The sequence below is a fragment of the Aurantimonas aggregata genome (genome assembly GCF_010500835.1).
Classification (GTDB): domain Bacteria; phylum Pseudomonadota; class Alphaproteobacteria; order Rhizobiales; family Rhizobiaceae; genus Aurantimonas; species Aurantimonas aggregata.
Window position 1 is genome coordinate 301418 of record NZ_JAAAMJ010000001.1, and the last position, 15372, is coordinate 316789.

Annotated in this window: 5 protein-coding genes; 1 reads left to right on the plus strand and 4 read right to left on the minus strand. The window is 68.5% G+C overall.

All coding sequences use genetic code 11. The features are described 5' to 3' along the window. The first annotated feature begins 72 nt into the window (after nt 1–72). Entirely contained in the window at nt 73–762 is a 690-nt protein-coding gene (locus GTW51_RS01490; RefSeq protein ID WP_163042103.1) for a YcjF family protein, read from the plus strand. Between the two features lie 122 nt (nt 763–884). Here the strand turns inward: GTW51_RS01490 and GTW51_RS01495 are convergent, their stop codons facing one another. From GTW51_RS01495 to GTW51_RS23800, 4 genes are all read right to left on the minus strand, one after another. Then, entirely contained in the window at nt 885–1088 is a 204-nt protein-coding gene (locus GTW51_RS01495) for a hypothetical protein (RefSeq protein ID WP_163041839.1), read from the minus strand. A 13-nt stretch (nt 1089–1101) separates the two neighbouring features. Continuing rightward, nucleotides 1102–2391, minus strand: coding sequence for an ABC transporter substrate-binding protein (locus GTW51_RS01500; protein ID WP_163042104.1), 1290 nt, complete (start codon nt 2389–2391; stop codon nt 1102–1104). Between the two features lie 77 nt (nt 2392–2468). After that, nucleotides 2469–3335, minus strand: coding sequence for a prohibitin family protein (locus tag GTW51_RS01505; protein WP_163042105.1), 867 nt, complete (start codon nt 3333–3335; stop codon nt 2469–2471). A gap of 111 nt (nt 3336–3446) precedes the next feature. Further along, nucleotides 3447–15323: a non-ribosomal peptide synthetase gene (locus GTW51_RS23800; protein WP_163042106.1), complete on the minus strand. Its 11877-nt coding sequence runs from the start codon at nt 15321–15323 to the stop codon at nt 3447–3449. Nucleotides 15324–15372: the final 49 nt, after the last annotated feature.

The following is a 15372-nucleotide window of genomic DNA, read 5'->3' on the forward strand; positions in this document are numbered from 1 at the left end:
CGCCCTGCGGTGGCGGCTGAGCAGTAATTTGCTTGCGGTAACCCTTCCCATTGTCGGTAGGGAAGAGTACGTTTGCTAGGCAATTACATGGCTCGTGTATTCCGCACGAAATCCTTGTCGCCGCGTGTTCTTCGACCCGGCAGAAGCCTTGGGAGGCAATCGATGGCGAACAGTGCGACGGCGCGAATAGCAGAAGAACCGGGCGGCGATGCGGACGCCGCAGCGAAGGCAGCCGCCCTCGAAGCTGACTTCGACGAACTCGACGATACCAAGCACGAACTGGTCGCCGATAACCTCATCAAGGACTACGTTCTGGCGGCGACAGCGGCCAGTATCGTTCCGGTCGCCTTCTTCGACATCGCCGCCGTGGTCGCGATCCAGCTGCGGATGATCCAGAAGCTGTCGCATCTCTACAGCCGGCCGTTCTCCGAAAGCGCGGGCCGGAAGGTGATATACGCCCTCGCGGGGGGCGTGCTGGGCTACGGCGCCGGGTACATGGTCGCGGCCAGCGCGACGAAGCTGATCCCGGGCATCGGCTGGATGGTCGGGATGGTCTCGCTGCCCGTCGTCGCCGGCGCATCGACCTACGCCGTGGGACGGTCCATCATCCGTCACTACGAGGACGGCGGTACGTTGCTCGACTTTGATTCCAGCAAGATGCGGGCGTTCTACAAGGAGCAGTTCGAGAGCGGCAAGGATCTCGCTCGCAAGGTCAAAGGCAAAGCGCGGAAGGAAGGCTTCAAGGAAGAAGCCGCTTCCTGACACGCCCGCCTGCCGGGCACCGCGCCCGGCACAAATGACGAAAGCCGCTGCCCTGACCGGCGGCGGCTTTTTCGTTCTGACGCGCCGCAGGCGGATGTCGCCCTGCGGGGCGTCGCGTTCCCTCAAGCCTTGAAGCGCTTCCGGGGCTCGACCGGTCTCCGTCGGTCGGCGGCGATCAGCACGATGATCCCGACCAGGGGGCTGAAGAAGAACGAGATGAGGAAGTTTCCGGCGAATCCGAACCGCGTATCGCGGCCGAGCATGCCGATGACCCAGCTCGCAACCGCCCAGATCAGGAAACCCCAAGGATTCACCAGCATCGTCATCTGTCGATCCAATCTAGTCCAGCGCGGCCGGCAGACCGCTGTCCACCTTCTGGTGGTCCGAAGGCACATTATCCCATTGGAGAGGAATCTTGTAATTCGCCACCGCACGGAATTCCTCGCCGTCGTGGCGCACGATGAAGACTTCCGTGTCGGTCACCAATCCGGTGCGGTCAAAGAGCAAGGGGCCGCTGACGCCGGTGAAGGGTGACGCCTTGTAGCGGGCGACCTTCATCGTGTCGGCCATCGCCCTGGCCTCCACGGTTCCGGCTCGCTTGGCGACGTCGCCGAGCAGGGTCACCGCATCATAGCCGAGCGCCGCATCGAGATCCGGCGTGGCGCCGAATTCCGTGCGGAACGCCGTGGAGAAAGCCTTTGCCCGCTCGGAGATGTTGGCGGGATCGTAGAGCGACACGCCGACGACATCCAGCATCGCGGCCTTGCCGACGGCCTTCTCGATGCTGGCCGAGAACATGTATTCCATGCCGAGGATCGGTACGCGGACCCCCAACGCCCGGGCCCGGGTGATGAAATCCGCCGTTTCCGCCAGGGAGGACGAGACGACGAAGATCGCGTCGAAATCGGTCCGGGCGAAAGCGTTGTTTTCGAGAATGAACATCAGCAACTGGTCGTTCGAACGCTGGCTGCTCGACACATAGCCCCGGAACACCAGTTCGCCCCCGGCGTTCGTGGCGGCGGCGGTGAAGAAGTTGGCGCTCTCCTTGGCATAGTCCGTCTTGTCCGACAGGACGATGAAGCGACTCAGACTGTTCTTCAAGGCGTAGTTCGCCATCATCTCGGCGTTGGTGCCATTGTTCGGCTGCAGCGCGAAGACGGTCTGGAAGTTGTGGTTGGTCAGCGACTGCGCGGTAGCGTGGGTCGCCAGATACAGGACGTCGCCGCGGCTGTAGACCGCGCTCGCGGCCACGGCCGTATCGGACCACTCATGCCCGACGACGGCCAGGAGATTGTCTGTGCGGGCGATGCTGTGGGAGAGATCCAGCGTCTCGCTGACCGTTCGCTCCAGTGCCCGATCCTCCGAATGGGCCTCCTCGGCGACGAGTTCGAGCACGACCTGGCGACCGAGAACGCCACCTTCGTCCTCGTTCAGCCTATCGACCGCCATTCGCGCGCCGCGGACGAAATTCTTCTCGTCGTCATCCGAGGAGTAGACCGCGACCACCCTCAGCCGATCGTCAGGCGGGCCGAAAAGCGTCGCGAGACGGGGAGAGCGGGTGTGAAACGACGTGGTGCCGGTCAGTTCCGCGACCGCCAGGAGGCCGAGCGCTGCGATCGATGCCGCCAAGACCAGCCAAGGCCATGTCCGCCGAACGATCGGCTTCCCTCGTACCGGCACCGGGTCGCTTTGGTCCGCCATCATCCCTACCGATCGCCGCCGAGAATGATCGGCAACCCGTCAGCGCCCGACCCGATCACGACGGTCTTCGAATTGGGTGAGTTCGCGAGGTCGCGCGTCGCCTGGATGCCCTGCCAGCGCAGCAGATCCTCGTTCAGGCTCTGCCGGATGATGTCCTGGTAACGCCTGGTGCCCTCGGCCTCGATCGCCTTGCGCTCGGCCTCCTGGCGCTCGATCCCCAGCCGGTATTCGTATGACTTCTCCTCTTCCGACAAGGTCAACTTGCGCTCGACCGCCAGACGTACGGCGGCCGGCAGTTCGACGCTGCGGACCAGGACGTCGTCGATGATAACGTAGCGGTCCTCGACGCTGGTCAGGCTGCTGACGACGATGGATTCGAGGAAGCCGCGTCCGCTCGTATAGACCTGTTCCGGCGTGTATTGGCCGACCGCCCGGCGCAGTACCGCTTCGGTTTCCGGAAACACGATCTTGTCGAGATATTCCGGGCCGACCGTGACGTGCAGCAGCGGCAGCAGCCGCAGGTCCGGCTGATAGCGGACGGCGATCTCCAGTTCGATCGGCAGTCCGCCCTGGGTCAGCATCGTGTAGGCGCGCTCCTTGGTCTGCAGGCGCACGTTGTAGACATACATCCGGTCCCACGGGAAAATGAGGTGCAGACCCTCACCGTAGATCTGGTTCATCTCGGTGCCGGTGAACCATCGGTAGAGAACACCCGCCTCACCGGACTCGACGGTGATGACGATCCGGTGCCAGAGCACCGCGAACGTGACGCCGAGACCGATCAGAAGCACCAGCAGATACAGACGGACGCGCCGGCTGCGGTCGCTGCGCAGCACCCTCTCGTAGTCGTCGAACTCTTCATCCGATGTCATTCGACGGACTCGCTTTGGGGAACTCGGCACAAGGGAAGACTATACGGGGTCGGACGCCCCACCGCCAGCATGCGGTGCCGGCCAAGGCCCGAGACGGGCATCCCGCGACGGTCAATCATCGCGGCCATCCAAGGCCGCGCGCAGGATCGGAAGCCATTCGGCAAGCCCAGACCCCACAAGCACGCCGTAATGATCGCCGGCAACGCGGTGCAACGTCAGCGAGCGGGCGACCCCGCGCCATCCGCCGATGCCGCCCGACGTTCCCTCGCACCGCACCAGGGTGATCGACGTGTCGGACGTTCCCGGTCGGTAGGCCGCGAAGGCCTCGTAATGGACGCAGAAGACCGCGAACAGGCGCCTGATGTCGTCCGCACTTGCGCCCGGCAAAACCATGCTCAACTGCGGCAGGCCCATGACGAAATCGACGACGTCCTGGCCGGGCGCCGGCGCGACGCCGATTCCGAACAGGTCGCGCAGGAAGTTCCGGGCCCGGAGCCCGACGCCGTCGTCGCCCGCACTGCCCGTTGGTCCGGCAAGCTCGTCCGGCGTGTAGGAATCGATCAGCCCGAGAAACGCGACCGCCTCCCCGGCCTGCTGCAATTGCCGCGCCATCTCGTACGCGACGACACCGCCGAATGACCAGCCGCAGAGCCGATACGGCCCGCGCGGCTGGACCGCCCGGATCTGATCGCAATAGGAAGCCGCAAGATCCTCGATGCTCCGCCCGTCGCAGGCTTCGCCCGACTCCAGCCCTACGGCGCGGATGCCGTAGACCGGCCGGGTTGTATTCAGCTCCGCGACCAGCGTCTGGTAGCAGGTCAGCGTCCCGGCAATCGCGTGGATCAGGAACAGCGGCGTCTTCGCATCGTATCCGCCGTCGGTCGGATGCTGCAGCAGAACGATTTGCGGGGCTCTCGCCGACAGGGACGGCGGAGCTTCGACGTCTACCGGCGCACGCGCCCGTTCCCTGTATCCCCGTTGGCGCAGCAATCGCGCCTGGTCGGCGATCGTGCAGGCATGGGCTAGATCGGCGACCGAGACCGCGCTTCCCAGTGCGTTCTCGAGCCGGCCGAGCAGTCGCACTGCCAGCAGGCTGTTGCCGCCCACGGACGCGAAATCGTCGTCGATGCCGATCGCAGCGGCCTGCGGATCCAGGCCGAGAACGTCGATCCAGATCGCCATGATCTGCATCTCCAGCGCGTCGCGCGGGGCGCGGGGCGCGGCCGAGGCGACGTCCGGCCTGGCAACATTGCGCAACGCGGCGCGGTCGATCTTTCCGCTGGTCGTGGTCGGCAGCCGGTCGAGGCGCACGATCACGGACGGCACCATGTGGGCCGGGAGCCTTTGCGAAAGGAGCTGCCGTACCCCGGGCTCGTCGAAGTCGGAAGCGCAGGCTCCCACATAGGCCGTCAGCGAGGCGTCTCCGCTGAGCGAGCGTTCTGCAAGGACGGCGACTTCCTGGCAACCCGATGCGCCACCGATCGCGGCTTCGATCTCGCCCAGCTCGACGCGGAACCCGCGGACCTTCACCTGCGCATCCGCCCTGCCGTGAAACTCGACCACCCCGCCGCTGCGCGGCCGGAAGCAGGCGAGATCGCCGGTCCTGTAGAGCCGCACGCTCCGGTCCCCGAGACGATGAACCCGGAACGCCCGGTCGGTCAGGTCGGCGCGCCCGTGATAGCCGGCGGCAAGCCGCCTACCGCCGATATGGAGCTCCCCGACGATGCCGTCCGGGACCATGTTGCCATCCGGGTCGAGGATGTAGATCTCGGTTCCCGGCAGCGGCCGGCCGATGGGAATGAGTTGCTCACCGGCCCTGACCTCATGCACCAGTGCCGTGACGGTCGCTTCCGTCGGACCATAGGCATTGAGCAGCCGCCGCCGCGCAAGCGGGCCTCTTGCCCACAGGGCGACGACCTCCGGGGCGAGGGTCTCGCCGCCCACGATCAGCAGGCGCAGCTTCAGCGCTTCCAGATCGGCGCCGCTGCGCTCCCATGAAGCCAAGAGCTCTTGCAAGTAGACCGGCGGCAGGTCGGCCACGGTGACCTGCGCCTCGGCCAGAAAGGCCCGGAAGCTTTCCGATGTCGGAAGTTGGTCCGGCCGCAGGACCAGCCGTGCTCCCGCCGCCAGTGTCGGCAGGATCTGCTCGATGGCCGTATCGACGGCACTCGAGGCGAACTGCAGCACCCCGTCGCCCGCCGTCAGTTCGTATTGCCGGGCGATGACCTGGCAGTGCTCGGAGAGCGCGCCATGGGACACCACGACGCCCTTGGGTGTCCCGGTCGAGCCGGAAGTGTAGATGACATAGGCGGGGTCGGAGGGCCCGACCGTCACCGCGACGGGCCGGGCGAACCGTTCGAGGAGGCCGGGCCGCGCCCGGTCGAGATCGACCACGGGGAACGGCTCGCCTTCCAGCTCCCGGACCCGCTCCGCCGTCGAGCCGCGGCAAAGGACCAGCACCGCGCCGATATCACGCAGGATGATTAAAACGCGCGCGTCGGGATAGGTGGGATCGACCGGGACCCAGACGGCGCCGATGCTCATGACCGCGACGAGCGCCGCCACCATATCCGGCTCGCGCGGCAGCAGCACCGCAACGGCGTCACCCGGCCCGACACCCTGCCGGCGAAGCAGCCGCGCGATCTGCCGGACGCGGGCGACCAGTTGCCTGTAGCTTAGGCGCGTCGGGCCCGCGGCCATCGCGATTGCCGCGGGCGTCCGTTCCGCCTGGGCGAATATCTGCTCGTGGATTGGCGGCGCGGCGGCCGGCAGGGCCCCACTGCGGCTCCAATGGTGCAGCGAACGGTTGATCTCCGGCGGGGTCAGCATGGGCAGGACGGACGGTGCCGGCGCCACCGGAGCGATCGCGACCTCCAGAATGCGGCGCAGATGCGCCACCATGGCCTCGACGATGCCGTCGGAAAAGCGATTGCCGTCATAGGTCACGACCAGCAGCGCGCCGCTCGCATCGTCCTGGACCTCCAGGCCGAGCGCCGTGTCGCCGATCTGGCGGATATGGGCCATATGCGATACGCCGCCCCGCGCGAAAGGCGACATGTCCCCTGCCTCGGAACCGAAGTTCTGGTAGGCGAAGGTCACCTGGTAGGGTGGTTCCCCGGTGGCGGTCCCGCCCCGTTCGCGGGCGATTGCGGCGAAGGGATAGTCGGCGTTGTCCAAGCCCTCGGCGAGCGCTCCCTGAACCGAGGCGGCCAGATCGGCAAAGGGACGCGCCGGATCGAGAGCGAGCCGCAGCGCGATCATGTTGGCGCAGTAGCCGACCGTGGACGCGAAGCGGCGCGACGGCCGCCGCAAGGTCGGCACCCCGACGACGAGGTCCGTTTCCCCCGTGTAGCGATAGAGCAGCGTCGCGAACGCGCCGAGGTAGAAGGCCGCGGCGCCGCATCCGAGCCGCGCCGCGGCCTCGCGCAGCCGTTCCGTCATGGCCGGCGGCAAGCGACATTCGAGGACGCGACCATCGGCGGTCGCTTGCGGGCAGGCGATCGCCTGCGATGGCAGCCTTAGTTGCGGCAGGGGGCCTGCGAGCCGATCCAGCCAATAGGCCTTCTGCGCCTGCCCCTCGGCCGATGCGGCAAAGGCGGTCTCCCAGGCGACGAAGTCGGCATAGTCCGCCCCAAGCTCCGGCTCCGGCAAGGCGGCTCCGGTGGCGAAATGGTCGTAGGCGGCCCAGAATCGCTGCGCGATGAGGGCGCTGGAGAGACCGTCGGTGACGATATGGTGGGCGACGAGCAGGACGACGCTCTCGCCCATCGCCAGCCGGCCGCCGCTGACATGCTCGGCCCGGAACACGCCCTGGCCGAGATCGAACGGGGCGAGGACCCGTTGCCGCAGGAATTCCGCGGCCTCCACTTCCTTCGGCATCGCCACGGCGCGGACGCGGACGGCATCCGACCTTGCGGCCAGGGCGACGTCCTTTCCGTCATCGACGATACGACACGCCAGCAGCGGATGTTCCTGCGTCAGCCACGCCAGCGCCGCGTCGAGGGCCGATGCATCAACGGAGCGGACCGTGAAGGCCAGCGGGACATTGTAGTCGCCGCGTTCGGGCACGAGGCGCTGCAGCACCCAGAGGCCCTTCTGGCTCTCGCCGAGCGGACAGGCGAAGGCCCGGCCATTGCCCCGATCCGGCGCGCGAGGGACCGTCGCCACGGGAAGCGGGAGCTCCTCGCCCTCCACGAACGCGGCAAGGGCGCGCGGGGTCTGGTGCGTCGCGAGCGTCCGGTGATCGACTATCAGCCCACTGGTGGCCTCGACGGCATAGATCAGCCGCATGCGGATCATGGAATCGACGCCGAGGGCGTCGAAGCGATCGTCTGGCTGGATGGCCTCGATGGCGAGGCCGAGTTCGGCAGCGAGGGTCCGGCTGATGAGCCGGAGCGGCGTTTCGCCGGGCTCGGCCGCTGGCGGCGAAGCAGCGGGCGGCGGAAGGGCTGCCGATGCGCCCGCGCCCGCCTGTTCGGGCGCGGCGCCCGGCAGCCAATGGCGTTCGCGCGCGAAAGGATAGCCGGGCAGGACCAGCATCGCCGGGAGGGCCGCCTCTTCCACGAACGCCGTAGCCAATGTCTCCGGACTCTCCCGGTGGCCTTGATCGGCGAGCTTGCGGGCTAGCTCCACCTGGTCCGTCGCGACGATGTCGATCCGGCAATCGAACGCCTCGCGGCCCTCGATGAGGGTCCGCGACAAGGCTCCCATCGACAGGCCCGGCGTGGCGGCCAGATGATCCGCGAGCAGAAGGCGCAGCTCGGCGAGATGGGCGTCGGTGCGTGCAGAGACCGGAAACAACCGTGGCCCCAGCGCCTCGGCAATCGAGTCAGGCGGGATCGGCCCTTCCTCCAGGATGAGATGGACGTTCGATCCGCCTGCGCCGAAGGCGCTGACGGTCGCCCGCCGCGGCTGCGGCTCACCCCCGGTCACCGGCGCAGCCCAGGGCAGCAACTCTGTTTGTGGCGTGAAGGGCGTGCCGTGGAAAGCGTCTGCTGCTGATGCGGAACCCAGCCCCGGGGACGGAAACAGGCTCTTCTGGTCGAACTGCAGCAGCACCTTGGTCAGCTGCGCCAGGCCGGAAGCCGCCTCGGCATGACCGATATTCGCCTTCACCGATCCCAGCGCGATCGAGGCCGGTGCCGCCTCGGCGAAGACCCGCGTCAAGGCGCGCAGTTCGATCGCATCGCCGAGCGACGATCCGTTGGCGGCGGCCTCGACATAGCCGATCGTCGCCTTGTCGATGCCGGCCCTGCGGAACGCACCGTCCAGCAGACGCACCTGCGCGTCGACACTGGGCACTGCGTAACCGGCGGAATGGCCCGAATGATTGGCGAGACTGCCCTTGATCACGCCGAGGATGCGTTCGCCGTCGCGTCGCGCGTCCCGCAGCGGCTTCAACAGGACCGCGCCGACGCCCTCCGCCGGCAGGTAGCCGTCGCCGCCGGAGAAGGGCCGGCTCCCGGCATCGCTGCCGACGAGCCCGCCGCGACTGAGCGCCTCGTATTTGGCCGGATGGATCGACAGGTTGACGCCGCCGGCGATCGCCAGCCGGCATTCGCCGGCGCGCAGGCTCTGGCAAGCAAGGTGCACGGCCTGCAGGCCGGCCGAGCACATGCTGTCGACCGCGATGCTCGGCCCCTGCAGGTCGAAGAAGAACGAGGTCCGGTTGGCGATGCCGGAATAGGAGGACAGCGCCAGCATTGCGCGACTGTCGGAGTCGACGGCCAGAGCGGGATACTGGTTGTACATCGCACCGACGAAGACGCCGACGCGCGCCTCGTAGTGGTGGGCAAGATGCGCGCGCGTATGGCCGGCGCGCTCGAGGAGATGCCAAGCGGTCTGGAGGAACAGGCGTTCCTGCGGATCGGCCAGCGCGGCCGCGCGAGGGCTGTAGCCAAAGAACGCTGCGTCGAACCGGTCGACATCGGAAAGGAATCCGCCCCATCGGCAATAGCTGGCGCCGGGCTCGCCCTTACGCTCGGAGAAGCGTGGCAGGAGCTCCGTGCGATCCGGCGGGATCTCGGTGATGCCGTCGCGCCCCGCGCGAAGTGCCGCACCGAAGGCCTCGATCGTATCCGCGCCCGGATAGCGTCCGGCGACGGCGATGATCGCGATGTCCCGGCTGCTCGCGGCCTCCTGATCCTGAAAAGCCCCTGCTGGCAGGCCTTCAACTGCCGGGGTATTCGCGTTGACAATGAGCTCTTGAGTCGTCGCCACCGCAGCGGCCTGCCGCGCGAGCAGCTCATCGGCCAGCCGGCCGATCGTCGGGAACTCGAACAGCAGCGTCTGCGGCAACGGGCCGAGCCTTGCTTCCATCGCCTCGACGATCTGCGTCGCGGAGACCGAGTCGACGCCGAAGCGATCGATCGTGTCGTCGAGCGACAGGCGGCTTTCGGCGATGCCGAGAACGGCCGAGAAGCAGGACAGGATGGTGGCGACGAGTGCCCGCCGGTCGGCAGCGCCCGCCGGGTCGGCGACAGTACCCGCCACCACCGGGGCTGCAGAAGCAGCTTCGGCCGGGGGTGGCGCCACATCCGCGAGACGCATGAGCCGGCGCAGCCGGTCGTGATCGCCATCGAGCACGAGCAGCTGCTCGTCCGGCATCGCGAGGACGGCCGCGAGCGCCGCGAGCGCCGGGCCGGTTTCGAGCGGCCGCGCGCCCACTTCGCGGGCCATGGCCGCTATGGCCCTGTCGGGCATTTGCATCCCGCCGTCGCGCCAATAGGGCCAGTCGACGGCGATCGTCCGGCCCTGTCGCAAGCCCCTGGCGACCTCGGCATTGCGCGCCGTGGCGAACGCATCGAGGAAACCGTTCGCCGCCCCGTAGTCCGCTTGTCCGGGATTGCCTACCGCCCCGGCCGCCGAAGCGAAGAGCAGCATGAAGTCGAGCGGTCGATCGCCGATCGCCGCGTCGAGAATCCGCGTGCCGGCAACCTTTGGCGCCAGCACGGCGCGCAGCGTCGCCGCATCCTTGCCGAGGAAACGTCCGTCGCGGGAGATACCCGCGCCGTGGAAGACCCCGGCCAGGCGCCCGTCGGCCAATTCGATCTCGCGCAGCAGGGCCGACATGGCCGCTTCGTCGAGAAGGTCGACGCGGCGATAGCGGGCGGTTGCGCCGGCCGCTTCCAGCGCCTCCAGGCGCTGGCGGATACCCGGGTCGAGGGGCGAACGGCCGGTCAGCCAGAGCGCGACATGGCCGCCGGCCGCGGCGATGGCGCCGGCCACATGCAGGCCGATTCCACCGGCGCCGCCGGTGAGGAGATAGCTGCCGCCGTGCTTCCAGGGCGACGCGATGGCGGCGTCGCCGGGCGTTGCCTCCCGCCAGGATCGCACGAGACGGCGCCCGGCGAGATGGCGGATGTCGCGGTCGCCGGCCGCGTGCGCGGCGTCCTCGGCCAGCCGGGTCGGAAGACCGTCGACCCCCGTCTCGACCGCGACCAGCTGACAGGCGATCGTTGGATGCTCCAGGGACACGCAACGCAGCATGCCGGCCAGGCCCTCCAGCGGAGCGTCCCTGCCCGTGGCTGGCACGACGACCTGAACGACGGCCGCCGCCGGCCGGTCGCGCGCCAGCCGCTGCAGCAGTTCCATCAGCCGAGCCGCGTAGAAGGCATAGCGTTCATCGATGCTGCCGGCCGACGCCTGCAGCCGCACGATATCGACCGACCGGGCGCGCGACGCGTCGTGGAAGCTGGCGTCGTCGACGCCGCAAAGGATGACGAGCCGCGACGTTTCCGGCGGCAGTACCGCCGACCGGCGCGGCCGCTCCTGCCAGACCGGCGCGAAGAGAAGCGGCAGGCCTAGCCGGCTGGCGGCGGCCGGGGTTGGCAAGGGCGCCGCGTCCGCGGCATCCGGCAGCCAGCAATGCTCCGTGGCGAAAGGATAGGTCGGCAGGCTGACCGGCCGCGGCCGCAGGCCCGTACGCCGAGCCGCCCAGTCGATCGCCACGCCCCGGACCCATGCTTCGGCCATGGCCTCCGGCCCGGGAGCATGACCGTCCTCCCCCGCCACACGCCGGGCGCGCCCGCGAACCGTCCCGGCAGTTTCCCGGCCCGAGAGAACTCCGCCCAGCTTCTCGGCCAGTTCGTCCTTGTTGCCGGCAACGATGGCGAGCCGCTCCTCGAAGGCTTCCCGGCCCTCCTGCAGGACGTGGGCCACGGCAGGCAGGTCCGCTGCGTTCAGGTCATTTAGCGCCGCCAGCAAGCTCTCGGCGGCCGCCTGCAGACGCTCCGGGCTGCGCGCCGACAGCGGATAGATGTCGGGACGGGGCTCGGCGGCCGGTTCATCGGCATGGCGATACTCTGCGAGGATGACATGCGCGTTCGACCCGCCGGCCCCGAACGAGGACAGGCCGGCGATCCGTGGCAGGCCACCCGCTTCCCGCTCCCACGGCTGCAGTTCGCGCTGTACCCGGAACGGTGTCTCGTCCCAGGCGATGTTAGGGTTCAGCGTCTCTGCATGCAGGGATGGCGCGAACTGGCTGTGCCGCATCTGCAGGAGAAGCTTTGTCAGCCCTGCGATGCCCGCGGCGCTCTCGCCATGGCCGATATTGGACTTGACCGACCCGATCGCGACGCTGCCCGCGCGTTCGCCGCCATAGGCCTGGGAAAGCGCCGCGATCTCGATCGGGTCGCCCAGGCTGGTGCCCGTGCCGTGCGCCTCGACATAGCTGACCTCGCCCGGGCGGACGCCCGCCCTGGCCATCGCCGCCGCGATCACCGCCGCCTGCGCCGCTGGATTGGGAACCGTGTAGCCGTTGGTCTTGCCACCGTGGTTGAGCGCCGAGCCGAGGATCACGCCATGGATCCGGTCGCCGTCGGCTTCCGCCTGCCGCAGCGGCTTCAACAGGACAGCGCCGACGCCCTCGGCCGGAACATAGCCATCGCCACCTTCGCCGAAGCTCTCACAGCGCCCGGTGCTGGAGAGAAAGCGGCCCTGCGCCAAAGCCAGGTACTTGTTCGGGTGCAGCGTCAGGTTGACGCCGCCGGCCAGCGCGACCGCGCAGCTTCCGGCCCGCAGGCTGTCGCAGGCAAGATGGATCGCCGTCAGCGACGAGGAGCACATGCTGTCGACGGCAAGGCTGGGCCCCTGGAAATTGCAGAAATAGGAAACCCGGTTAGCGATCGAGGCGGCGCTGCCCGTCAGCGCCATCGGCTGTCCCTGCGCGCTGCGTTCCGGGCCGTAGAGCTGATATTCCTGGTACATGACACCGACGAAGACGCCGACGTCGCCGCCCCCCGCGGCACCGGGCGCGATGCTATCTCTCGTGTAACCGGCGTCCTCCAGCGTCTCCCAGGCGCATTGCAGGAATAGCCGCTCCTGCGGGTCGATGAACTGGGCGTCGCGCGGCGCGATGTTGAAGAACAGCGGATCGAACCGGTCGTGGCCGTCGACGAAGCCGCCCCAGCGGCTGGTCGTCTTGCCCGCCTGCCGCTGCGGATCGAAGAAGCGGCGATGGTCCCACCGGTCGGCGGGGATTTCGGTAACGCTGTCGCGCCCCGCGGCCAGATTCCGCCAGAATTCTGGCAGCGTCCGCGCACCGGGATAGCGACCGGCGAGACCGATGATGGCGATCGGCTCGCCGCTGCCCGAGATTTTCCGGCTGCTTCCGGACGCGGCCTGAGGGGGAGCGGAACGCGCGACGCGCTCTGGCTGGGCGCCGGCGACCGAAGCGAGACGCGCGCCATGCCGCTCGCGGAAATGGCCGATCAGCGCGCCGAGCGTCTGGTGCTCGAAGAACAATGTCCGCGACAGCTGTCCGAAATCCTCCTCCAGCCGATCGGTCAGGCGCGTGATCATGATCGAGTCGATGCCGTATTCCTCCAGCGGCGCCGAAACCGAGATGGCCGCGGCGTCCATGCCGGAAGCGTGGGCGACCAACCCGACGAAATAGGTCTCCGCGACGTCCCGCCCCGGCGTTGCGGTTTCCGGAGCGACGCCTGGCAACGTTCGGCCTTCGGGCAACGTGGCCAGCCGGCGCAGGGAGAACCCCTCAATGCGGACGCAAAGCCGGCCCGATTCGTCGGCGAGATCGATGTCCAGCTTCCGGATCGCCGCGCCCGAGGGGACGGTCCGCAGATGCGCCCACATCGCGCCGGTGGTCGGGGCGTACACCTCCATCCGCTCGATGCCGAAAGGCAGGGCCAGCTGGGCGTCGTCGTCATCAACGAACAACGCCATCGCTGCTTGAAAGGCGGCGTCGAGCATGGCCGGATGCAGATAACAGCCGGACGCCTCTGCCGTTGGCAGCCGCAGTTGCGCCAATACCTGGCCGTTGCCGGACCAGAGGCCGACAACGGAACGGAAGCTCGGCCCATACGCGATGCCGAGCGCAGCATAAGCCGCGTAGAGCCAATCTGGATCGTGTACGCGTCGGCAGGCGGCCTTCGACGACTCGAGATCGATCGTCTGCGGCGCTTCCGCCGGGGTCGTCGCCGCGACCGTGCCACGCACATAATCCGACTGCGGATCGTCCCTCGCGACCAGGCGGAAGCCGGAACTTGCCGTCCTCGTTGCCGTCGTCTCGACCCGGACGTCGATCGTGCCGCTGTTCAGCTCGAGGGGCCGGCGCCAGGTCAGGCCGGAGAGCGTCGCCGTCCCCACGCCGTCAACCCCGGCGGCTGCGCGGCGGACGAGCTCCAGGCTCATCGCGCCGGGGAGTATCCGGCTGCCCTGCACCCGATGGTCGCGCAGATAGAAGGCGTCGGCCTCCAGCCTCGTATCGGTGAAGGACGCTTCGGCCGCCGGCGTGGCCGTTGCGCGCGTCGCTGCCTTCGACGCCCCGTCTCCATCGATCCGATAGATATCGCGGGCAAACGGATAGGTCGGCAGCCTGAGCCGGCGGCGCGGTGCGGGATCGATCGCGCGCCAGTCCACCGTGCCGCCGCCCGCCCAGTGGCGCGCGATGTCGGCCGGCTTCGCGCCAGGCGACAGTGCATCCGCGTTGACGTGGGCACGCCCGAAATGCAGATCAGCGGCGCTCTCCCCCGCCAGGAAGTGACCCAGTTGTGCCTGCAGCGCCGCGACGGAGGCTGCGACGACGGCCAGGCGCTCCGCCATGGCGGCGCGACCGACCTGAAGCGTGTGCGCCAGGTCGTGCAGATCGGCGTTACCGATTCTTCCGCTGTCCAGCACCGCGAGGAGATTTTGAGCACTCTCCTTCAGACGTTCGCCGTCGCGCGACGACAGGACAACGATCGCCGGTGGCTGCGCGCCCGGCGCCGCCGCAACCGGCAGGGGGGCCGGTTGCCGGTATTCCTCCAGGATCACATGCGCGTTGACGCCGCCGAAACCGAAGCTGCTGACCCCTGCCCGAAGCGGCAGCGCCGCACCGGACGCATCGCGAGCCGGCATCCAGGGACGCTGGCCGCGCACGATCTCGAACGGGCTGTCGCCGAGATCGATGAACGGGTTCAATGCCTCGCAGTGGAGGCTCGGCGCGATCTGGCGGTGCTCGATCTGCTTCAGCACCTTGATCACCCCGGCCATCCCGGCGGCGAGCTCCAGATGGCCGATATTGGTCTTGACCGCGCCGATCGCGCAACCCACGCCGGCGATGCCTTCGTCTCGCTCCGGAAGCGACCGGAACGCCGACTTCAGCGCGTTGATCTCGACCGGATCGCCCAGCGCCGTGCCCGTGCCGTGTGCCTCGACATAGCCGACGCTGCGCGGATCGACCCCGGCGCGCGCGTAGACGCTGCGCAACAGATCCGCCTGCGCCCGCGTGTTGGGAGCGGTCAGCGACTGGGCGTGTCCACCATGGTTGATGCCGGTGCCGCGCACGATCGCCAGGATCGGATCACCATCCCGCTCGGCGTCCGACAGGCGCCGGACCAGGATCATGCCGACGCCCTCGCCCCTGCCATAGCCGTCGGCATCCGGCGAGAAGGTCTTGCAGCGCCCGTCCGGGGCCAGCATGCCCGCCTTGGCGAAGGCGATATGGCCCTCCGGCGTGACCATCGTGTTGACGCCGCCGACGAGGGCCATGGTGCAGTCGCCGCCGCGGATCGCCTGCACCGCGCGGGTGCAGGGCGAC